Here is a 22088-nt window from a genome sequence, read left to right on the forward strand (position 1 = left end):
GCACTACCATTGATCAGCTGGAGCACCACTCGCATTCGCTGATGTCGATGTCGTTGGAGCGCACGTAGTAAGTGGTCTTCAGGCCTTCGCGCCAGGCGCTCAGGTGCAGCTCCAGCAGGGTGCTGGCGCGGATCGTGCTGGGCACGTACAGGTTGAAGCTGATCGACTGGTCGACATGGCGCTGGCGGCGCGCGTTCTGGCGCACGCTGGCGAACTGGTCGACCTTGTAGGCACCCTTCTCGTAGTACGGCCAGGTTTCCAGCGACAGGCCCGGCGCCGCCACCGGCCGCCGGAAGTCCTTCTTTTCCTCGTAGTAGAACGCGCTGTAGATCGGGTCGATCGAGGCCGTGGAGCCTGCAATCTGCGCGGTGCTCATGTTCGGCGCCACCGCCAGCAGCCAGCCGTTGCGCAGGCCGTGCGTGGCCACTTCGTGGGCCAGGCTGCCCCACGCGGCGCCACTGTAGTCGCGGTCACGGAAGTAACGCCCGTTGTGCCAGTCACTACCCGCGAACATCGGGTAGCTGCCCTTCTCCTTCGCCAGCTGCGCGCTGGCCTGGATGGTCAGGAAATTGATGCGTTCGTAGAGCCGGTCGGCCAACGCCTCGGCATCCGGTGATTCCCATTGGATTGCCTGCTGCGCCAGCAGGTGGTGCCAGCCAAATGTGCCCAGGCCGATGGCACGGTACTTGCGGTTGGTGATCGTGGCCTGCGGCACCGGCAATGCGTTGAGGTCGATCACGTTGTCGAGCATGCGCACCTGGATCGGGATCAGGCGTTCCAGCACATCGGTGGCCAACAGGTCATCCGGCGCACTGATCGCCCGACCGAGGTTGATCGAGGACAGGTTACAGACCACGAAGTCACCGGCGCGGCGCGTAGTCACGATCTGGTCGCCGCTGACGATCTCCTGGATCATCCGCGTCGGGCTCATGTTCTGCAGGATCTCGGTGCACAGGTTGCTGGAATAGATCATGCCCGCGTGCTTGTTCGGGTTCCGGCGGTTGACCTCGTCGCGGTAGAACAGGAACGGGTTGCCGGTCTCCAGCTGGCTGAGCATGATCCGCTTGAACAGATCGATGGCCTTCACCGTGCGGCGGCTGATGCGCTCATCGGCCACCAGCTCGGCGTAGCGGTCACGGAAGCTGCCAGAACCACGCTTCTCGTCGTAGAAGTCCTGCAGGTACCAGCCCTTGGCCTGCTTCACCTCGTGCGGATCGAACAGGTACCAGTCGGCGCGACGTTCGACCGCTTCCATGAACAGGTCCGGCACGCAGACCGAAGTGAACACATCGTGCGCGCGCAGGCGCTGGTCGCCGTTGTTGAGGCGCAGGTCCATGAAGGCTTCGATATCGCGGTGCCAGATGTCCAGGTACACCGCCACCGCGCCCTTGCGCTGGCCGAGCTGATCAACCGACACCGCAGTGTTGTTGAGCTGCTTGATCCACGGCACCACGCCACCGGAGGAATTGGCCACGCCACGGATCGGCGCGCCGCTGCTGCGCACATAGCCCAGATAGGCTCCAACACCACCGCCGTGCTTGGACACGCGCGCGATATCGGTGTTGGAGTCATAGATGCCCTGCAGGCTGTCGTCCACCGTGTCGATGAAGCAGCTCGACAACTGCCCACCCACCTTGCCGGCATTGGCCAGGGTCGGTGTGGCCACCGTCATGTACAGGTTGGACAGCGCCCAGTACGCCTCACCGACCAGCTGCATGCGCCGCTCGCGCGGCTTTTCCTCCTGCATCAGGTACAGCGCGATGGTCAGCCAGCGCTCCTGCGGCAGTTCATAGACCTCGCGGCTGCGGTCGCTGGCCAGGTAGCGCGTGGCCAGCAGGTACAGGCCGTTGTAGGCGAACAGGCGGTCGCGTTCCGGGTCGATCATTTCGCCGGCCTGCTGCAGCTCTTCCTTGGAATAGCAGCGCAGGATGTCGTTGCTGTAGATGCCGCGGTCGGCCAGGCTTTCCTGCAGGCCCACGTAGGAACCGTACTTCAGTCCAACATCGTAGAAGCGGTTGCGGCTGGCGCGTTTGTACAGGCGGCGCAGGTAGATGCGTGCGGCGAACTGCTCCCACTCCGGCGCGACCAGGTCCACGCGCGATTCGGCCTCGCGGATCAGCAGATCGACCAGGTCGTCGGCGCTGATGCTGGGCTTGCGCTCGACCATCGCCTGCACCACGCGGCGGTAGTCGCTCACATCCAGCTGCGGGAACTCGGCATGCACCGCATCGATGCTGCGCTGCAGGCGCTCGGCATCGAACGGCAGGCGGCGGTTGCCGGCCTCCTTGGTGATCCAGGTCGGCACGCGCTCGCCGCCAGCGCGCAAAGCGTCGCCGGCGCCGGCCAGATCGGCCGCGCGGTAGGTGTTGTCGGTCATGGTCCTGCGTCTCCAGGCTCGCACGCACGGTGGCGTCGATGCCGTGGCAGCCCTGCACGCGATACCGGCGCACGGGGCGATCGGGGTGGGATGCCAAAGCGCGGGAACACCAGGTCGTCGGCATGCGCCTGCGCCTGCGGCCGGTATCCGGGCCGTGGGGGCGACCTGTGTCCGCACGATGGCGGCCGCGTCGACACGGCAAGCCTTCAGGGGCGGGCCGCGGGACGTTTGCTGCATGTCCGGCGGCGGCGGCTGACCGGGAGTGACGGCCACAACATAGTGGGGATATCCCGAGCCGTCAACACAAGATGCGGTAATCACGACATGCCGCGACGATCCGTCGCAGGATGCCGTGTTGCAGCGGCGACGCCTTGTCGACACTCCCTGCGTCCCCAGTTCGATACAACTTCAACTTTCATCGGAACACCGCCCATGCGCGCTGCCCAGTACTCCTCCTTCGGCGACCCGGCCGACGTCCTCGCCATTGCCGATGCGGCCCTGCCCGACCCCGGCCCCGGTGAGGTGCGCATCCGCACCGTGCTGGCCTCGATCCACAACCACGATCTGCTGACCGTGCGCGGCCTGTATGGCTACAAGCCGACGCTGCCGGCCATCGGTGGCAGTGAAGCGCTGGGCGTGGTCGATGCGCTTGGCGAAGGCGTCGAGGGCCTGCAGATCGGCCAGCGGGTTGCCGCCGCCTCGGTGCATGGCACCTGGGCCGAAGCGTTCATTGCACCGGCACGCATGGTGATTCCGATGCCGGAGGCGATCCCCGACGAAATGGCCGCACAGCTGATCGCGATGCCGCTGAGCGCGCTGATGCTGCTGGAGTTCCTGCACGTCGAGCCGGGCCAGTGGATCGTGCAGAACACCGCCAACGGCGCGGTGGGCAAGTCGCTGGCGATGCTGGCGCGGGCGCGCGGCGTGCACGTGGCCAACCTGGTGCGCAATGCCGATGCGGTCGCACAGTTGAAAGTGCTGGGCATCGATCATGTGTTCGACACCTCGGTGGACGGCTGGAAGGATCGCGTGCGTGAGGCGACCGGCGAAGCGCAGGCCGCGGCCGCGGTGGATTCCATCGGCGGCGACGCCAGCGGCGATCTGGTCGACCTGCTTGGCCACCACGGCACCCTGGTGTCGTTCGGTGTGATGAGCGGCGAACCGATGCGCATTCCCGCCGGCGGCCTGATCTACAAGGAAGCCACGGTGAAGGGTTTCTGGGGCAGCAAGGTCAGCCAGGCGATGGCAGTGGAGGACAAGCGCCGGCTGGTTGGCGAGCTGCTGAAGCGTGCGGCGAGCGGCGAACTGACCCTGCCTGTGGAGCAGGTCTTCGCGCTGGACGACATCGCCCAGGCAGCAAAGGCCGGTGCGGGTTCGGGCCGCAATGGCAAGGTGCTGCTGCGGCCGTGATGGGCTGGCACTGCCTTCTGTAGAGCCAAGCCATGCTCGGCTGCTTTCCTGTCAGTGTGCGGAGCCGAGCGTAGGCTCGGCTCTACAGGAGCGTGCGGACCAACGGTCCGCACCCACCGAGAGCAAGAAGCAGCCACTTCGTTAAGAACCTGTGATGTATAACTGAATGCGCTTTCGTCATTGGAAGGCGCATGTACCTGCGTGCGGTACTGACGGCTCCTTCCCCGTTCGGCGTTCTTGCTTCCATGTACCGCACCACCCTGAACCTGCTTGCCGGCGCGATCGCGCTGGGCCTCACCGCCGGCGCTGCCGGCGCCGCTGAAACCGCCTATTCCGGCAAGGACAGCACCACCCTCGGCACTGTGCTGGTGACCGGCTCCAACATCAAACGCAGCGATACCGCCGGGCCCAACCCCGTGCAGATCGTCAGCCGCGAACAGATCGAGCAGACCGGCCGCTCCACCCTCACCGCCGTGCTGCGCAACCTGTCGGCCAATGCCGGCAACAGTTTCGACGAACAGTACACCGGCAGCTTCGCCGCCGGCTCGGCCTCGATCGGCCTGCGCGGCCTGTCGCCGAAGAACACGCTGGTGCTGGTCAACGGCTATCGGGTGTCCAACTTCGGCTTCGCACTCAATACCCAGGACACCTTCGTCGACCTCAACGCACTGCCGATCAGTGCGGTCGAGCGCATCGAAGTGCTGAAGGATGGCGCCTCGGCGGTGTACGGCTCCGACGCCATCGCTGGCGTCATCAACATCATCCTGCGCAGGAACTTCCAGGGCGTGGAAGTCGGCGGCGGCTTCGGTACCGCCACCCAGGGCGGCCTCGACGAACGCAAGGCCAACCTGCTGGCCGGCTTCGGTGATCTGGAACAGCAGGGCTGGAACGTGCTGTTCGGGCTGGACCTGCTCAAGCGCGACCGCCTTGATGGCGACGACCGTGCCTATACCCGCAGCGGCGATTTCCGCGACAAGCCCGGTGGTCGCCTGGCCGGGTGGTCCACTGCCGGTGGCAACTGGCTGAGCAACCCGCGTGCGCCGCAGCCGTTCGCCAACTGCCCCGACGGCAGCCAGCTGCGCCCGTACAGCGACTTCGGCAGCACCCTGCCCGGCCAGGCCTGCGCCTTCAATGCGCAGCCGTTCAAGACCCTGCAGCCCGGCGCCGAGCGCCTGCAGGCGTCGCTGAGTGCGACCTACCGCTTCAATGACAGCGTCGAGGCCTTCGCCGATGTGCTGTACAGCCACAACAAGGCCGACCAGATCTTCAGCGCGCCACTGACCGTCGGGCCGGGCCTGCGTGCCTACAACCCGGCCACCGGCACCCTGATCGATGTGCCGGCGGTGCTGCCGGTCGGCCACCCGAACAACCCGGGCAGCACGCCGCTGCCGTTCGAGTACACCTTCTTCGATCTCGGCCCGCGCCTGAAGGACAACACCCAGGTGTTCTACCGTGCCCTGGCCGGGGTGCGTGGCAGTGGCGAGCGCTGGGACTGGGAAGTGGCAGCGCTGACCTCGCAGAGTGCACAGCGCGAGTACGTCGACAACTTCGTCAACCGCTACGCCTTCGAGCAGATCCTGCGCGATGGCAGCTACAACTTCCTCAACCCGTCCAGCACGCCGGGGGCGCTGGATGCACTGCGCCTGCAGACCAAGCGTCCGGGCTGGTACAAGCTGCACTCGTTGAACGTAAAGGCGTCGACCACGCTGTGGGAGCTGCCGGCCGGTGCAGTCGGCTTCGCCTGGGGCGCCGAGTTCCGCAAGGAATCATTGGATGCGCGCACCAGCGCACAGGTGCTGTCGGGTACCGAGCTGCGCCCGGCCATCAACGTGGTCAACGGCGAGCGCCAGGTCAGTGCCGCCTACGCCGAACTGAGCGTGCCACTGCACCGCACGCTGGAACTGCAGCTGGCCGGTCGCGGCGACCACTACGATGATTTCGGCAAAGCGTTCTCGCCGAAAGTGGCGCTGCGCTGGCAGCCGCTGGACAGCCTGCTGCTGCGCGGCTCGTTCTCGCGTGGTTTCCGCGCCCCCTCGCTGCCGGAGATCGCGCCGGGCCAGACCGTCAGCTACGGCTCGGTAATCGATCCGCTGGATCCGCTGCAGCCCGGTGGCAGCCGTGGCGTGACCAACATCCGCACCGGCAACCCGGACCTGAAGGCCGAGCGCTCGCGCAACTTCAACGTGGGTGCGGTGTGGTCGCCGGATGGCGATACCAGCATCGGCCTGGACTGGTACCGCATCGAACAGGACAACCTGGTCAAGCCTGACAGTGCGCAGTTCATCGTCGACAACCCGACCCTGTTCCCGGGCCGCGTACAACGCGAGAACGGACGCATCCAGTTCATCACCAACCAGTACGCCAACCAGGGCGAACTGACCACCTCGGGGCTGGACCTGGACGCCAGCCGTACCTTCCGCACCGACGGTTGGGGCAACTTCACCGTCGCCGGCAGCTGGACCCACCTGCTCAGCTTCAAGCAGCCGCTGGTGGCCGGCCAGGCGCCCTATGACGGGGCCGGCAACAACCGCCACGGCGCACTGCCGCGCACCCGCGGCACCACGTCGTTGAACTGGGCGGTGGGCGACTGGAGCAGCACGCTGAGCCTGCAGTACGTGAGTGGCTACGACCAGCGTGTGGCGACGGTCACCAGCAACCCGGGGCTGCGTGACCGCATCAAGCCGTATCACCAGCTGGATCTTTACGTGGCCTACGAAGGTGTTCCCAACACCACGTTGTCGCTGTCGGTGCTGAACCTGACCGACAAGGACCCGCCGTTCGACCCGGCCGGTGGCTCCAACGGTTTCGACATCAGCCAGTACAACCTGCGCGGGCAGTTCGTCTCGCTGGGGGCGCGCTACCGGTTCTGATGAGATATCGGGGCGGCGGTGATGCGCCGCCCCAATTGTGCTGCCGGCCAGCGGCCGGCACTACCACTGACCGCCGGGGCAAGCCCGGCGGTCGTGCATCAGCGGCTCAGGTGCAGGAACTGCAGGTGCCGTTCGTACTGGCTGATGATGTCGTTGATGATCTGCTTGCGGCTGTAGCCGACCAGGTCGTAGTCCTGGCTGCCTTCGAACAGGTGCACTTCAGCGCGGTAGTAGCGCTGGTTGCGCAGCTGCTGCGCGGCGAACGACGGCGTCAGATAGCCACTGAGGATCACCCGGTACAGGAAGTCCTGCTGCTCGCCGTGGTTCACCGTCAGCTCCATGTCGCCGGCCTCGAACCGCGTGGCCACATCCCAGCCCTGCCCGCGTAGCTGCTCGGCCACCGCCTCCATCGCTGGCTTCACCGTGTCGTCCATGAAGCGGTAGACCTGGTCGCGCACCGGGAAGTGCATGGCCTGGCTCAGGCGCTGGCGCCAGCCCTGGTGGTGGCGGTCGTCACCGATCAGCGGCGAGGGACGGTACTGCAGCGCGCGCTTGCGGTGCGATTCGTCACTGAAGGCGCGGGTCAGGCCCCACATCATCAGCAACAACACCGCCGAGAACGGCAGCGACGCCAGCACCACCGCCGATTTCAGCGCATCGATGCTGCCGGCCAGCAGCAACCCGGCGGTCAGCACCGCGATCACCGTGCCCCAGAACACGCGCAGCCAGCGCGGACCATCATCCTCCGGCGCCCCGCCATGCGAGGACAACGTGGACAGCACCACCGCGCCGGAGTCAGCCGATGTCACGAAGAAAATGAAACTGACGAACACCGTCACCGCGATCACCGCCTTGCTCCACGGATACCCATCCAGCAGGGCATACAGCACGGTGGGTGGATCATCTACCGCCAGTTGCGCCAGTTGCTGCTGGCCATGGTGCAGCACCTGGTCCAGTGCACTGTTGCCGAAGATCGACAGCCACGCCAGGGTGAAGCCGAGCGGGATCAGCAGCACGCCGAACACGAATTCGCGGATGGTGCGGCCACGCGAGATGCGGGCGATGAACAGGCCGACGAACGGCGCCCAGCCGATCCACCAGGCCCAGTAGAACACCGTCCAGCCGCCCAGCCATTCCGGTCGGCCGCCATAGGCGTACACATCGAAACTCTTGCCGACCACGCTGCCGAGGTAGTCGCCCAGGTTCTGCATCAGCGTGCTCAGCAGGTACTGGGTGGGGCCGGCGCACAGCATGAACAGCACCAGCGCGATCGCCAGCAGCATGTTGATGTTGGCCATCCAGCGCACGCCCTTCTCCACGCCTGAAACGGCCACGGCCACCGCCGCGCCCATCATGCTGACCACCAGGATGATCTGCACCAGGTTGGAGTGCGGGATGTTGAACAGGTGCGACAGGCCAGCGTTGAGGTGCAAAACGCCGAAGCCCATGTCGGCGCCGATGCCGAACACGGTGGCGACAATGCCCAACGCGTCCACGGTATAGCCGATCGGGCCATTGATGCGCTTGCCGATCAGCGGGTACAGCGCCGAACGCAGGGCCAGCGGCAGGTTGTGGCGGTAGGCGAAGTAGGCCATCGCCATCGCCGCGAGTGCGAACACGCCCCAGCCATGCAGGCCCCAGTGCAGGAACAGCAGTTGCATGGCCTGGCGCGCGCCGGCCTCGCCCGCGGCCGGATCGCCCTGCGGCGGCTGCAGGTAGTGGGTCAGCGGTTCGGAGACGCAGAAGAAGAACAGGGTGATGCTGATGCCAGCGGCGAACAGCATGCCGGCCCAGGAAAGGTAGCTGAACTCCGGCTCGTCATGGTCGGCGCCGAGCTTGATGCCACCGTACTTGGACAGCGCCACGCCGACCACGAACACCAGGTAGAGGGTCATCGCCAGCAGGTAGTACCAGCCGACATTGAGTGCGGCCCAGTCCTGCGCCTTGACCAGAAGGCGGCCCGCACCGAGCGGGAACAGACTGACGAACAGCGCGAACGCCACGACAACGATCGCCGCGAAGGCGAACACAGGTCGAAGGGTGCGCACCGGGGATTGTTGCGGCTCCAGTACTTCCATGGGGCGGCGTTCTCCGGTAGATCAAAGGGTTAGCCGACCGATTCTGGCTGAACCGCAGTGGACAGAGCATGAAGTTGCGGCCTGCGGTCACAGGCCGCGCTGGCGATTCCGTGCTATCACGCGCGCGCACCGGTGCGTGCTGCTGCCCCGCGCTGTTGTGCTCAAGACATCACATGCACCGCGCACAGCTTGTTGCCATCCGGGTCGCGCAGGTAGGCCAGGAACAGCTGGCGCCCAGCCATGTTGCGGATGCCGGCCGGGTCTTCGATGGCGGTGCCGCCATGGGCCACGCCCGCATCCTGCCAGCCACGCACGGCCTCGGCGCTGTCGAGGGTGAAACCAATCGTGCCGCCGTTGGCATGGCACGCCGGCTGCCCATCGATCGGTGCGGTGACGATGAACATGCGGCCGTCCTTGAAGTACACCAGCCGACCCTTGTCATCGAAGACACCCGGACGGGCGCCCAATGCGGTGAACAGGGCATCGTAGAAGCGATGCGCGACGTCCATATCGTTCGTTCCGACGGTGATGTGACTGAACATGCGGGCACTCCTTGTGGAAAGACCGCAGTGTCGGCGAGCGCGGCGGGCATCGCAAATGCACGCCTCCGGCCTGCTGCCAAGTGCGCAGGGTTTGTCGTACACCGCTCGATCACCCTATAATGGGAATCATTCTCATTAATGATCGATGCCGATGGCCGTGCCCGCCGCCTCCAGCACCGCGCTGGCGGGGTTCTACCGCGAACACCATGGCTGGCTGCTGGGCTGGCTGCGCCGCCGCACCCACAACGCCGACTGCGCTGCCGACCTGACCCAGGACACCTTCCTGCGCCTGCTCAGCCGTCGCGTCGATCCGTCCGAACTGCGCCTGCCGCGCGCTTACCTCAGCACCATCGCGCACGCCCTGCTGGTCAACCACTGGCAGCGCGCGGACCTGGAGCGCGCCTACCTGGCCGCACTGGCTGCGCAACCGGAGCCGGTGCATCCATCGGCGGAAGAACGCACGCAGGCACTGCAACTGCTGCACGCCATCGCCGACATGCTGGCCGGCCTGGCCGAGCGGCCACGCCGTGCGTTCCTGCTGGCCCGGCTGTCCGGCCTGGGCTATGCGGAAATCGGCCAACAGCTGGGCGTGTCCGAGCGCATGGTCAAGAAATACATGGCGCAGGCGATGCTGCATTGCCTGCGCCTGTCCGGCGATGCCACGGCATGAATGCCGCATTGGTCAGCCCGGCACTGGAGCAGGCGGCAGAGTGGTTCGCGCTGCGCGAGCAGGGCTGGAGTGACAGCGACCAGCAGCGATGGCACGCATGGCTGCATGCCGATGCTGGCCATGCCGATGCGTGGCGTCGGGTCGAGTCGGTCTGGCAGTCCTTTGCGCCCCTGTCGGCGCCGGCCGCCGCCACCGCGCTGGATGCCGCAGGCCGTCGTCGCCGGCAGGCTCTGCGCAGCCTCGGTGGTGCACTTGGCATCGGCGCGGTTTCACTGCTGGGCCTGCATGGCCTGAAGGCGCAACGCGGCCTGCAGACGCAGCGCACCGTTGCCGGGCGCACCGGGCACTGGAGGCTGATTGATGGCAGCCAGTTGTGGCTCAACGCGGACAGCGAAGTCACCATCGACATCGGCAGCGGCCGCCGCGCCCTGCATCTGCTGCGTGGCGAGCTGCTGCTGCAGACCGGCCACCATCCTGCATTCACCGGCCTGCCCCTGACCGTGCATGTGCCGGGCGCACGCCTGCAGCCTGCCGGCACCCGCTTCGCGGTCGGTCGCGAAGCGCAGGACAGCCGGTTGGATGTATTCGAGGGCGCGGTGCGCTGCCTGCCGATGTTCGGTGCGGCGCTGGATGTGGCTGCCGGAGGCGCGGTGCGGATCGGCCCGATGGGCGGGCTCACAACGGTCGCTGCCGATCCTCTGCGCGGTGACTGGCAGGACGGACGCCTGCAGGTACAGGACACGCCTTTGGTCCGCGTCATCGATGAGCTGGCCCGCCACCATCAGGGCTATCTGGGTTGTGATCCGGCGCTCGCCGCATTGAAGGTCACGGCAGTACTGCCACGCCTGGACAGCACCCAGGCGCTGCATCTGCTGGCCCGCGCCCTGCCGATCCGTGTCGAGCAGCGCTGGCCGTGGTGGACCGTCGTGCGTCCGCTTTGAAATCGCGGTTCCCTTTCTGCGCGCTCACCGGGCACTACAAGGGAACCCATTGCGGATGTTGCCGCCCCCATGAAACTGTCCTGCCCCTCCCCTCGCCCCCTGGCCATCGCCTTGTGCATGGCCCTGGCGACCCCCTGCCTGCTGCCTGCCTCGGCCCATGCACAGGAGACCGCCGCTGCGGTCCGCTGGCAGATTGCGCCCGGCCCGCTCGACAAGGCCCTGACCGCGTTCGGCCAGCAGTCGGGCCTGTCGATCGCTGCCGATGCGCGCCTGACCCGCGGCCGCCACAGCAGCGGCGTGCAGGCCACGCTCGGTACTGACGCCGCATTGGCGCAGCTGCTGGCCGGCACCGGCCTGGCCTTCCAACGTGATGCCAGCGGTGTGGTGCTGCAGGCGGCACCTACCGCTGAAGCCGGGGTACGCCAGATCGGCACCCTGCGCGTGGCTGGCCAGGCCGGCGAAGGCGCTTCACCGTGGGGGCTTGCCGATGCCGATGCGGTCTACCGTGACAGCGGCTCGCGCGTGCACCTGGACCATCAGCAACTGGAACGCTTCCGCGGCCAGTCGATCGGCGACGTGCTGGCCGGTGCGGTGGGCGTGCACACCGCTGACGTTCGCAACGGCGGTGCGCTGGACGTCAACATCCGCGGCCTGCAGGGCCAGAACCGGGTGCCGGTGATCATCGACGGCGGCCAGCAGGCCATCGACGTGTACCGCGGCTATGCCGGCGTGCAGCAGCGCAGCTATCTCGATCCCGATCTGATCAGTGCGGTCAGCATTGAAAAGGGACCGAGCCTGGCCGCCAACGCCGCCAGCGCGATCGGCGGCGTGGTCTACATGGAAACGTTGAACGTCGATGACATCCTCGATGATGGCCAGACCTGGGGCCTGCGCATGCGCGGCGGCGTGGCCGACAACAGCATCGACCGCACCCGCACCTTCAAGCAGATCGCGCGCGGCAGCGACAACCGCAACAGCCTGCGCGACCCGCGCGACTGGAATGGCAGCGTGGCCTTCGCTCAGCGTGGCGAAGACTGGCAGCTGGTCGCGGCCTATGCGCGGCGCCGCCAGGGCAACTTCTTCGCCGGCAGCAACGGTGCGCATCGCTACGACAACCAGCACCTGTCCAGCGGCGGTACCGGCATGTCCAGCCAGGCCGTATCCAAGCTCTTCCATCCGGGCGATGAGGTGCTCAACACGCATACCGACAACGAATCGGCATTGCTGAAATTCACCTGGACGCCCAATCCGGACCAGCGCCTGGAACTGAGCCATCGCTACTTCAATTCCAGTTTCGGCGAGATCATGCCGTCGGCGATCGGCCGCGTGGGTGAGTCCAACGAATGGGTGACCTACGTGGACAAGGCCAACACCATGTTCCAGTTCGAGCCCGGGAAGATGCGGGTCAATGCCACCTCGTTGCGCCATCGCTACCGGCCCGAGGCGCATCCGTGGCTGGACCTGAGCAGCACGCTGTGGTTCACCACCGCCACCAGCCGCATGTTCAACAGCAACATCGCCAACACACCACTGTTCAAGGACGTGCCCAACGACCAGATGCCGGACACACTGGGCGAAACCTATGGCCCGGGCCTGCAGTCGGACGTGAAGACCCAGCGCTGGGGCGTGGACAGCAGCAACACCACGCGCTTCAGCAATGCTCTGGGCGACTGGACGCTGCGCTATAGCGCGTCCTTCCAGCACGAGGACACGGCGCCCAACTCACCGGTGCTGCCGGTGGATTTCAACAACAACCGCTACCTGCGCTCGGGCACGCGCCGCGAAGCCAGCGTGGTGGCATCACTGCAGTGGCAGCCGTGGGACTGGCTGTCGCTGACCGCGGGCGGCCGCTTCACCGACTACCGCACCCGCGACCGCAACCGCGTGGCCTTCGTCAGTGAATCGCGCGACCTGCGCTACACCTTCGCGCGCCTGAGCAAGGGCGGCCAGCTGCTGCCCGGCTGGTACAAGGAGTGGTACCCGGATGCCCAGGGCAATTACACCTATGACTCGCTGCGCGCTACGCCCTATGGCGACAGCACCCTGGGCCAGGCCTACGATTTCGACGGCTTCCTTCCCGATCCGCGCGGCGCCAACGGCTTCTATACCAAGCAGATTCCCACTGCCTGGGGCTACAAGCCGGCGATCCGGCGCTCCGGCCACGGCTTCGCGCCCTATGCCGAAGCACGCTTCAACCTCGACGAGGACATGTTCTTCTACGTGAAGTACGCGCAGGGCTGGAAGATGCCCAGCCTGTTCGAGTCGACGCTGGGCAACAGCACCTCGGCACCGGTGGCCGACCTCAAGCCGGAGAAGAACCGCGCCTGGGACATCGGCTTCAGCCTGCTCAAGCAGGACCTTTGGCGTGACGGTGATCGCCTGGCGTTCAAGGTCGCCTGGTTCAAGAACGATACCGACAACGCGATCACCCGCCGCTTCGATTCCAGCAACTGGGCGTTCTATGTCGACAACGTCGACAATTACACCGTGTCCGGCTATGAGCTGCAATCCGGTTATGACGCCGGCATCGCCTACCTGGACCTGTCGGCCAGCTACTACCAGCGCGCGCGTACCTGCGATGCGGCCACCGCCAAGCGCCTGCGCGAAGACCCCTATGCGAAGTGGAGCAAGCTGGACACCACTCCGGACTGCGTGGACGGCGGCTTCGGCACCTCGTTCGTCAACGCGCAGAACCCACCGAAGTACTCGATTCACAGCACGCTGGGCTTCCGCCTGTTCGACAAGCGACTGGATACCGGCATCCGCCGCACCTACAACAGCGGCCCCACCCACGAACTGGACAAGCCCTGGAACACCACCGGCTCGACCGGCCTGCAGAACATCTACCTGCCGACCGCGATCTATGACTTCTATGCGCGCTGGCAGTTCACCCCGAAGGCCGAGCTGGAACTGGTGGTCAGCAACCTGCGCAACACCTACTACATGGACACGCTGGCGATGAGCCTGATGCCGGGCCCGGGGCGCACCACGCGACTGAACTTCACCGCACGCTTCTGAGTGCTTCAGAAACAGCAACGCCCCGGGGAGATCATCCCCGGGGCGCTTGCTTGCGGCCGCTCACGCTCTGGAAGGGGCCAACCGTGGTTCTGGTAGGCGCCAACCTTGGTTGGCGCAACGATGCATCACTTCGCTGTACTCAGCAGCAGCACTGCAATAGTGACCAGCGCAATGCCGACCCAGCCGATCGGACGCAGGCGGTTGCCGAACAACAGGCGGCCGCAGGTAGCGGTACCGATCACGCCGATCGCACCCCACATCGCATAGGCGGTGGCCAGATCCATGTAACGCACGGCCTGGCCCAGCAGGGCAAAGGCGATCCAGACCATGACGATCGCAGCTACGCCCCAGCGCCAGCGGCGGAAGCCTTCCGACTTGGCCACCATCATGTTGGCGGCGACGTCGATCAAGGCCGAACAGATCACGAAAAACAACGCCAAGGTATTCATCAGTGCGCCTCCCCGAGGGTGACGCAGACGATGCCGACCACTGCCAGCACCAGGCCGGCCAGCTGCTGCAGCGACAGGCTTTCACCGAAGACGGTGAGGCCGACCACAGTGAGCAGGGTCAGGCCGAGGCCTTCCCACACTGCGTAGGCCACGCCCACGGCGATGCGGCGCACCGACTGCGCCAGGAAGAAGTAGGACAGCGCCAGCGCGCCAGCCATGATCAGGTAACCGGTCCAGCCGCCATCGCGGGCGGCATGGGCCATGAACGAGGTGCCGACCACTTCGGCGACGATCGCCACGGTCAGGCAGGCCCAGGCGACCAGCGCGCCACGGGCGGGAACAGTACGGGACATGTGAAGCTCCTTGCAGGGCGGGGACCACGCCGCCTCATCAATGGATCCACGCCGAGCGTGGAGGGTCCGGAACGCCCCGCAGACGGGGGCGACGGAAGCCAGTATCATCGCCTTTTACGGTGGTATCAAAATAGATTCCATCGACAGGAGCGATGGATCAATGCCCTACTCCCCTGAATCCCTGCAGGCCTTCGTGGAAGCCGCGGCGCTGGGCTCGTTCTCGGCGGCGGCGCGACGCCTGCGCAAGACCCAATCGACGGTCAGCACCGCCATCGCCCACCTGGAAGCCGACCTGGGCGTGAGCCTGTTCGACCGCAGCGGGCGCTACCCGCAGCTGACCGAGGCCGGGCGCCAGGTACTTGGACACGCGCAGGAAATCCTCGCGGCCGATGCCCGCCTGCAGCAGTTGAGCGTGCGCCTGGCCGCACCGGTCGAGCCGCGCTTGACCGTGGCATTCTCCGACGTCTACCAACTGGACCCGGAACAACGGGTGCTGCAACGCTTCGCCGAGGCGTTCCCGGAGATCGAGCTGGAATGGCTGGATGCCGAGGGCGAGGACGTACTGGAACTGGTGAGCAACGAACGCGCCGCGCTGGGTCTGCTGCCACGGCAGGAGCACTATCCGGACGGACTGGTGGCACGTCCGCTGGCGCACCACAGCGAACTGTCGGTGTATGTGGCGCGCGAGCATCCGCTGGCCAGCGCTGGCCGTCGCGCCGCCGCACAGCTGGCGCGGCATAGACAGGTGCGCTTGAGCGCGGAAGTCGATCAATCCCGCGTGGTCACCGGCCTGGCCTGGACCGCAACCGATTACCTGATGGTGATGGAGATGGCCGAGGACGGCCTCGGCTGGGCCGAACTACCGCGCGCACTGGTACAGCGCTACGACCGCGGGCGGCTGGTGGAACTGGTACTGCCCGGCTGGCCGCGGCGCATCCACAGCGACCTGCTGTGGCGCCGCGACGCGCCGCCAGGCCCAGCTGCACTATGGTGGGCCGACGCGCTGGGGTGAAAAGGGGACGGAGGGGATTAAGTCGTTTGTGGCACAAACGACTTAATCCCCTCCGTCCCCTTTTTCGATTGCCGGCCAGCGGCCGGCACTACCGGTCAACGATGGGCGAGCGCGTAATCCAGCGCCGAGCACACTGCGGCCACCTGCGCGTCGTTGCACTGCTGCGGGGTCGCGCGCGGGCTGTCCGGGTAGACCTCGGTGGTGGTGGTGTACTTCGCCCCGGTAATGCCGGCGCACAGGCCCAGCTTCACCAGCGGGTACTCGATCACGCCATGGGCCACCACCGGCGAACCGATGATCTCGCCCTTCTCGTCGGCTGGCGCGATGTGGGTGACCTTCTCCACCGCGGCGATCACCGCCTGCTGGAACGCCGCCTGCGGGTTCTCGCTGTCGTCCACCAGGTAGAAGCCATCGGGAATCAAGCCCGGCTCGAACGGCTTGCCGTCACGCGCGGCCAGCGCCGGGCGGAACTCGCTCTCGTCGCTGTCGGTGGTCTCGTGCAGGTCAATGTGCAGCACGAACTGGTCCTTGATCGGTGCAACCAGCTCGATCAGCGCGGTCGACTCACGGGCCGGGCCATCGGCGCGGAAGTTGCGGTTCGGGTCGATCGCATCGAAGTTCCAGCGGTTGATGCGCTCGAAGCCCCACGGATTCACGCACGGCGTCACCAGCAGGTTGGCCTTGCCGGCATAGTCGGCGGCGTGCTTTTCGAGGAACTCCAGCGCGCCCATCACGCCGCTGGTCTCATAGCCGTGCACGCCACCGGTGACCAGGGCAGCCGGCAGCGCCGGGTTCCAGTCGCGGCTGCGCAGGGCGAACAAGGTGTAGGTCTCGCCCGCGTAGTCGAGCTGGCCGTAGGCCACCTTGTCAAAGCGCGAAGCCAACGCCTCGATGCGCGGCAGCACCTCCTCGTCGTAGCGACGCAGGCGCTGCTGGCGGCCACGCCACGCCTCCCGTTCCGCCGCTCCCCACGGCTGGCCAGGGGTTCCGACGGGGTAGAAAGCGGCTTGGGACATGGCAGATCTCAGCGAGTCAGGAAGCAATCACCCACTTTACCATCGGCCCGTCAGCATGAACCGGAGGCGCATTCCATTGGCGAATGGAATCAGCAATAATTCTCATTTACGACCTTCCACAACCCGCACCGATGCCCACCAACGTCCCGCAAACGGCCCGCCTGCCACTGGCTGCCGCCCTCGCCCTGTGTCTGCTCCCGGCCACCCGCGCCTTCGCCCAGGATGGTGCCACCACGCTGGACAGCATCCAGGTCTCCGGCAGCTGGCTGGGCACCGGCCTGCATGACAGCGTGAAGAGCTTCGCTGGCGCGCGCACCGTGGTGGACCGCCAGCGCATCGAAGCCAGCGGCGCGGCCAGCATCGGCGATGCCATGCGCCGCATCCCCGGCGTGCAGGTCACCGACAACTCCGGCACCGCCGGCAGTTCGGTCTCGCTGAACATCGGCGTGCGCGGCCTGACCGGGCGCTACTCGCCGCGCTCGACCGTGCTGCTCGATGGCGTGCCGCTGGCAGTGGCGCCGTATGGCCAGCCGCAGCTGTCGTTCGCGCCGACCAGCCTGTCCAACATCGAATCGATCGACGTGGTACGCGGCGGCGGCGCGGTGCGCTACGGCCCACAGAACGTGGGCGGCATCATCAACTTCAGCACCCGCGCCATTCCCACCGAGGCCGGCCTGCACGGCGAAGCCGGTGTACGCTACACCGCCTACGACCATGGCGGCGGTGACAGCACCCAGTACAACGCCTTCCTCGGCAGCACCGGCGACAACGGCCTGGGCGCGGCCCTGCTTTATTCCGGCCAGGATGGCCGCGGCTGGCGCCAGGGCAGCGATGACCGTTTCAACGACCTCGCGCTGAAGTTCGCCTACGCCATCGACGAACAGCAGGAACTGCGCGCCAAGCTCTCCTACTACGATGTGCGCTCGCTGACCCCGGGTGGCCTGACCCGCGCCCAGTACGAAGCCGACCCGTTCCAGAACACGCGCCCCACCGATTTCTGGAAAGGCCACCGCACCGGCATCGACCTGGGCTACACCAATACGCTCTCGGCCAACAGCGAGTTCGAGGTACTGGCCTATTACAACGAAAGCAGCCGTGCCAGCTCGCTGATCAACGCCGCCAATACCCAGCTGACCGTGCAGCCGCGCGACTACCGTGTGCTCGGCATCGAGCCGCGCTACACCCAGCGCCTGCACTGGGGCGCCAGCGTGCACGACATCACCGCCGGTTACCGATTCCTGCGCGAGCGTGGCAACGACCGCAGCTACACAGTCACCCGCCGCACCGGCGCGGCCAGTGCCACCACCCGCTTCGACAACGCCACCGACGCACACGCCTTCTACATCGACGACCGCATCGCGATCGGCCAGTGGCGGATCACCCCGGGCGTGCGCATGGAGTGGATCGACATGGACCGCCGCCAGGCCGGGGGCGCGGCGACCTTCAGCAGCCGCAACGACAAGGCCCTGCCCTCGCTCAACGTCGCCTATCTGCTGACCCCGCAGCTGACCGTGTTCGGCAACTACACCACCTCGTTCGGGCCGGTGCAGAACATCCAGCTGAACTCACAGACCGCCAGCAACCCGCTGAACCCGGAAATCGCCAAGACCACCGAACTCGGTGCGCGCTGGCAGGACGGTGCACTGCGCGCGGAAGTGACCGTGTTCAAGATGCGCTTCGACAACCAGATCCTGCAGGTGCCGGGCATCACCCCGCCAACCTTCCAGAACATCGGCGCCACCGACCACAAGGGCGTGGAAAGCGCGCTGGAGTACCACTTCGCCGAGGGCAGTGCGCTGGCCGGGCTGGAGCTGTACGCCAACTACACCTGGACCAAGGCGATCCAGCAGTCCGGTGACAACCGCGGCCTGGACGTGCCGTTCTACTCGCGCGACACCGACAGCGTCGGCGCCCGCTACGCACTGGCCGGCTGGACCTTCAATGTCTCCAGCACCCACCAGAGCGGCCAGTTCTCCGACGCCGCCAACACCTGGGCCGAGAGCGCCGATGCGCGCGTGGGCCGCGTGCCGGGCGTGCGCCTGTGGAACGCGCAGGTGGCCTGGCAGGTGCCGGGACTGGGTGACAGCGAGATCGCGCTGGGCGTGAACAACCTGGCCGACAAGCGCTGGTACACCCGCAACGTCGATGGCAACGCCGGCCGCATGGTGGCCGCGCCACGCACCTTCTACCTGCAGGGCCGCTACCGCTTCTGAGCCGGTAACCGCCCGATGCAGTGACGGCGGCGATCACGGTGGCGGCGTATCATGCCGCCACCATGTCACTGCCTGTTTCGCCATCGCGCCTGCATGCGGCCTTCCAGGGCCTGCGCCTGCGCCTGCGCGGCAGTGACCTGTGGTTCATTGCGCTTGCCCTGCTGGTCGGCCTGATCGCCGGCTACCTGACCCTGCTGCAGTCCGGCATCGCACGCTCGCTGCAGGGCACCCTGTACGGGCTGGACGAAGGCATGCGCCTGAGCTCCCTGCCCTCGCTGACCTGGACCGCGCTGCTGGTGCTGCCGCTCGGTGGCCTGCTGGTCGGGCTGGTCAGCCTGGCTGCCACCCGGCTCAAGCGGCCCCTGCTGGATGCGGTGGAAGCCAACGCCCTGCATGGCGGCCGCATGTCGATGCGCGACAACCTGATCGTGCTGACCCAGACCCTGCTGTCCAACGGCTGTGGCGCCTCGGTAGGACTGGAAGCGTCGTACACGCAGATGGGCGCGGGCAGCGGCTCGCAGCTGGGCCGGGTGATGCGCCTGCGCCGCAACGACGTGCGCATCCTGGTCGGCGCCGGTGCCGCCGGTGCCATCGCCGCCGCCTTCGGTGCACCCTTGGCCGGTGCGTTCTACGCCTTCGAGATCGTCATCGGCGCCTATACCCCGGCCGCACTCGCCCCGGTCGCGGTCGCCGCACTGGCCGGCGCGTTCGTGGCCGACCAGGCCGGCATCGAGGCCTACCTGCTGCCGGCGGCCTCGACGATTGATGTCCGCGCCGCCGACTACGCCATCTACGGTCTGCTGGGGTGCTGCTGCGCGATGGTCGGCATCGCGGTGATGCGGTTGATCGCCTCGATCGAAGGCACGGTCAAGCGCAGCCCGTTGCCACTGTGGGGCCGGCCGGTGGTGGGCGGCCTGCTGCTGATTCCGCTGGCACTGGCCAGCCCACAGGTGCTGTCGTCCGGCCATGGCGCGCTGCACCTGGACCTGACCACGCATCTGCCGCTGATCTGGATCGGCGGCCTGCTGACCCTGAAGTGCCTGGCCTCGGGCATCTCGCTGGGCTTCGGCTTCCGCGGTGGCCTGTTCTTCGCCTCGTTGTTCATGGGCACCCTGGTCGGTGCCCTGTTCGCCGGCCTGCTCGCCATGGCCACCGGCGTGCCGGTGATCGACGCCACCTCGGCCGCGCTGGCCGGCATGGCCGCACTGGCCGCTGCGGTGGTCGGCGCACCGATGACCATGGCCATGCTGGTACTGGAAGGCACCCACGACTTCCTGCTGACCAGCGTGGTGATGAGCGCGGTGCTGGTCTCCAGCACGCTGGTGCGGCAGTGGTTCGGCTATTCGTTCTCGACCTGGCGCATGCACCTGCGCGGCGAGACCATCAAGAGCGCGCGCGACGTGGGCTGGGTACAGAACCTCAACGCCGGCCGGCTGATGCGCAAGGGCGTGGCCACCGCGCCGGCCGACCTCGACGCCTCCGCCTTCCGCCAGCGCTTCCCACTGGGCTCGGGCAGCCGCGTGATCCTGATCGACAGCGAAGGCCATTACGCCGGCATCGTGCAGATTCCGCACGTCTACGGCGACGGCGTGAAGCCCGAAACCACGATCGGCGAACTGGCGGAAAACCGCGACGTGTCACTGCTGCCAAGCGCGGACGTGGTCACCGTAATGCAGCGCTTCGACCACACCCAGGCCGACGAACTGGCCGTGGTCGCCGCCGACGGCCAGGTGCTGGGCGTGGTCTCCGAAGCCTTCGTGCGCAAGCGCTACGCCGAGGAACTGGACAAGCGCCAGCGCGAACTGATGGGCGAGCGGGTCGAGGACACCGACTGACCCCGCAAAAAGGGGACGGAGGGGATTAAGTCGTTTCTGGCCGCCTCGAAATCCACGCATGGCGTGGATCTACTGTCACCTCGACCGGGTAGACTCCGGCCATGCGCTTCATTGAAACCTTCCAGGCCGGTCCCTTCGCCGACACCGTGGTCAGCCTGCTGGCCGCCTTCGTGCTGGGCACGCTGATCGGCGCCGAGCGCCAGTACCGGCAACGCACCGCCGGCCTGCGCACCAACGTGCTGGTGGCGGTCGGCGCCGCTGCCTTCGTCGACCTGGGCATGCGCATCGCCGGCAGCGCCGAGGCGGTGCGGGTGATCTCCTACGTGGTCTCCGGCGTCGGCTTCCTCGGCGCCGGCGTGATCATGAAGGAAGGCATGAACGTGCGCGGCCTCAACACCGCCGCCACCCTGTGGTGCTCGGCGGCGGTCGGCAGCTGTACCGGCGCGGACATGCTGGCCGAAGGCGTGCTGCTGACGGTCTTGATCATCGCCGGCAACACCCTGCTGCGGCCGCTGGTGAATGCGATCAACCGCATCCCGATCAACGAGACGGCCACCGAGGCGACCTACGAGGTGCGCCTGAGTGTGGATGCCGAAGCGGTGCCACGTGTACGCGAACGCCTGGTCGATGCGCTGGAGGCGGCGCAATATCCGGTCGGTGATGTGCAGGTGGTCGAGCATGCCGATGCACCCACCGATGTGATCGCGGTGCTGGTCAGTACCGCCGTCAGTGCCGATGAGCTGGACGTGGTGCTGGCACGGATGGAGCACGTGCCGGGCGTGCTGCATGCCACCTGGGAAGTCAGTACCCGCGATTGACGGGGCTGCGCGGGTTCACCCACCCGCCAGGCGCTGCTGGGCCCGCAGCAACTTACGGAACGAACCGCACTGGCGCGCATCCTGCGCTTCCGGGCAGGCCGCCGCGCGTTGTAGATGGCGGCGCACCCGCTGCAGCTGGGTGATCTGCTGCTGCAGCACATCGGCCTGTGCCAGCAGGGCTTCGCGATCCAGCGTAATGCATCCGCGCTGAGGCGGCAGCGACAACCCGATCTGCTGCAGCGACAACCCAGCCGACTGGCCAAGGCCGATCAACGCCAGGCGCTCCAGCACCTGCTCGTCGTACTGCCGGCGCAGGCCGCGACGGCCCAGCGACTGCAACAACCCGAGCTGCTCGTAGTAACGCAGGGTCGAGGCCGGCACGCCGCTGCGCTTCACCACCTCGCCGATATCCAGTTCACGCATGGGCTTGACCTCAAGTCGCCTTCAAGCATCAACCTATGGGCAACTTCCCGGCAGGACAAGGCC

16 protein-coding genes are annotated in these 22088 nt (G+C 66.9%); 9 read left to right on the forward strand and 7 right to left on the reverse strand.

The features are described 5' to 3' along the window. Window positions 1-13: 13 nt before the first annotated feature. Complete coding sequence (locus tag ACZLHH_RS13315) at window positions 14-2377, reverse strand: ribonucleoside-diphosphate reductase subunit alpha (protein ID WP_180844373.1); 2364 nt, start codon at window positions 2375-2377, stop codon at window positions 14-16. A gap of 432 nt (window positions 2378-2809) precedes the next feature. On the opposite strand from ACZLHH_RS13315, the gene ACZLHH_RS13320 reads away from it, so the two are divergent. Together ACZLHH_RS13320 and ACZLHH_RS13325 are read left to right on the forward strand one after the other, a co-directional pair. Then, complete coding sequence (locus tag ACZLHH_RS13320) at window positions 2810-3787, forward strand: zinc-binding dehydrogenase (RefSeq protein WP_180844372.1); 978 nt, start codon at window positions 2810-2812, stop codon at window positions 3785-3787. A 191-nt stretch (window positions 3788-3978) separates the two neighbouring features. Further along, the gene (locus ACZLHH_RS13325; RefSeq protein ID WP_258014050.1) at window positions 3979-6657 is read left to right on the forward strand and encodes a TonB-dependent receptor; all 2679 of its coding nucleotides are present in this window, start codon (window positions 3979-3981) and stop codon (window positions 6655-6657) included. A 98-nt stretch (window positions 6658-6755) separates the two neighbouring features. On the opposite strand, the gene betT is transcribed toward ACZLHH_RS13325, so the two are convergent. Both betT and ACZLHH_RS13335 read right to left on the reverse strand, forming a co-directional pair. Beyond that, the gene (gene betT / locus ACZLHH_RS13330) at window positions 6756-8735 is read right to left on the reverse strand and encodes a choline BCCT transporter BetT (protein ID WP_049400600.1); all 1980 of its coding nucleotides are present in this window, start codon (window positions 8733-8735) and stop codon (window positions 6756-6758) included. A gap of 161 nt (window positions 8736-8896) precedes the next feature. Next, window positions 8897-9277 carry a VOC family protein gene (locus ACZLHH_RS13335; protein WP_014037502.1) on the reverse strand — a complete coding sequence of 127 codons (381 nt, stop codon included), beginning with the start codon at window positions 9275-9277 and terminating at the stop codon, window positions 8897-8899. Between the two features lie 151 nt (window positions 9278-9428). Here ACZLHH_RS13335 and ACZLHH_RS13340 point away from each other — a divergent pair, with 151 nt between their 5' ends. From ACZLHH_RS13340 to ACZLHH_RS13350, 3 genes are all read left to right on the forward strand, one after another. Continuing rightward, the gene (locus ACZLHH_RS13340; RefSeq protein WP_180844371.1) at window positions 9429-9947 is read left to right on the forward strand and encodes a sigma-70 family RNA polymerase sigma factor; all 519 of its coding nucleotides are present in this window, start codon (window positions 9429-9431) and stop codon (window positions 9945-9947) included. Continuing rightward, window positions 9944-10888: a FecR family protein gene (locus ACZLHH_RS13345; protein WP_180844370.1), complete on the forward strand. Its 945-nt coding sequence runs from the start codon at window positions 9944-9946 to the stop codon at window positions 10886-10888. Before ACZLHH_RS13340 ends, ACZLHH_RS13345 begins: the two co-directional genes overlap by 4 nt. Window positions 10889-10957: 69 nt before the next feature. Next, window positions 10958-13906 (forward strand): TonB-dependent receptor, encoded by a 2949-nt coding sequence (locus ACZLHH_RS13350; RefSeq protein ID WP_180844369.1) that lies wholly within the window; start codon window positions 10958-10960, stop codon window positions 13904-13906. Between the two features lie 125 nt (window positions 13907-14031). On the opposite strand, the gene ACZLHH_RS13355 is transcribed toward ACZLHH_RS13350, so the two are convergent. Together ACZLHH_RS13355 and ACZLHH_RS13360 are read right to left on the reverse strand one after the other, a co-directional pair. Beyond that, window positions 14032-14355 carry a DMT family transporter gene (locus tag ACZLHH_RS13355; protein WP_032128064.1) on the reverse strand — a complete coding sequence of 108 codons (324 nt, stop codon included), beginning with the start codon at window positions 14353-14355 and terminating at the stop codon, window positions 14032-14034. Next, window positions 14355-14708: an SMR family transporter gene (locus ACZLHH_RS13360; protein ID WP_010485170.1), complete on the reverse strand. Its 354-nt coding sequence runs from the start codon at window positions 14706-14708 to the stop codon at window positions 14355-14357. Before ACZLHH_RS13360 ends, ACZLHH_RS13355 begins: the two co-directional genes overlap by 1 nt. 160 nt (window positions 14709-14868) lie before the next feature. Between ACZLHH_RS13360 and ACZLHH_RS13365 the strand changes: the two genes are divergently transcribed. Beyond that, window positions 14869-15720, forward strand: a complete 852-nt coding sequence (locus ACZLHH_RS13365; RefSeq protein ID WP_180844368.1) for a LysR family transcriptional regulator — start codon at window positions 14869-14871, stop codon at window positions 15718-15720. Window positions 15721-15815: 95 nt separating this feature from the next. Here ACZLHH_RS13365 and ACZLHH_RS13370 read toward each other — a convergent pair whose 3' ends face one another. After that, window positions 15816-16736 carry a M14 family metallopeptidase gene (locus ACZLHH_RS13370; RefSeq protein ID WP_180844367.1) on the reverse strand — a complete coding sequence of 307 codons (921 nt, stop codon included), beginning with the start codon at window positions 16734-16736 and terminating at the stop codon, window positions 15816-15818. A gap of 131 nt (window positions 16737-16867) precedes the next feature. Here ACZLHH_RS13370 and ACZLHH_RS13375 point away from each other — a divergent pair, with 131 nt between their 5' ends. From ACZLHH_RS13375 to ACZLHH_RS13385, 3 genes are all read left to right on the forward strand, one after another. Continuing rightward, window positions 16868-18949 (forward strand): TonB-dependent receptor family protein, encoded by a 2082-nt coding sequence (locus tag ACZLHH_RS13375; RefSeq protein WP_180844366.1) that lies wholly within the window; start codon window positions 16868-16870, stop codon window positions 18947-18949. A gap of 62 nt (window positions 18950-19011) precedes the next feature. After that, the gene (locus ACZLHH_RS13380; protein ID WP_219634912.1) at window positions 19012-20784 is read left to right on the forward strand and encodes a chloride channel protein; all 1773 of its coding nucleotides are present in this window, start codon (window positions 19012-19014) and stop codon (window positions 20782-20784) included. 101 nt (window positions 20785-20885) lie between these two features. Then, the gene (locus ACZLHH_RS13385; RefSeq protein WP_024957423.1) at window positions 20886-21602 is read left to right on the forward strand and encodes an MgtC/SapB family protein; all 717 of its coding nucleotides are present in this window, start codon (window positions 20886-20888) and stop codon (window positions 21600-21602) included. A 15-nt stretch (window positions 21603-21617) separates the two neighbouring features. On the opposite strand, the gene ACZLHH_RS13390 is transcribed toward ACZLHH_RS13385, so the two are convergent. Continuing rightward, window positions 21618-22025: a MerR family transcriptional regulator gene (locus tag ACZLHH_RS13390; RefSeq protein ID WP_049423068.1), complete on the reverse strand. Its 408-nt coding sequence runs from the start codon at window positions 22023-22025 to the stop codon at window positions 21618-21620. Window positions 22026-22088 lie beyond the last annotated feature (63 nt).

The sequence above is a fragment of the Stenotrophomonas sp. 28608_Sma genome (assembly GCF_056486185.1).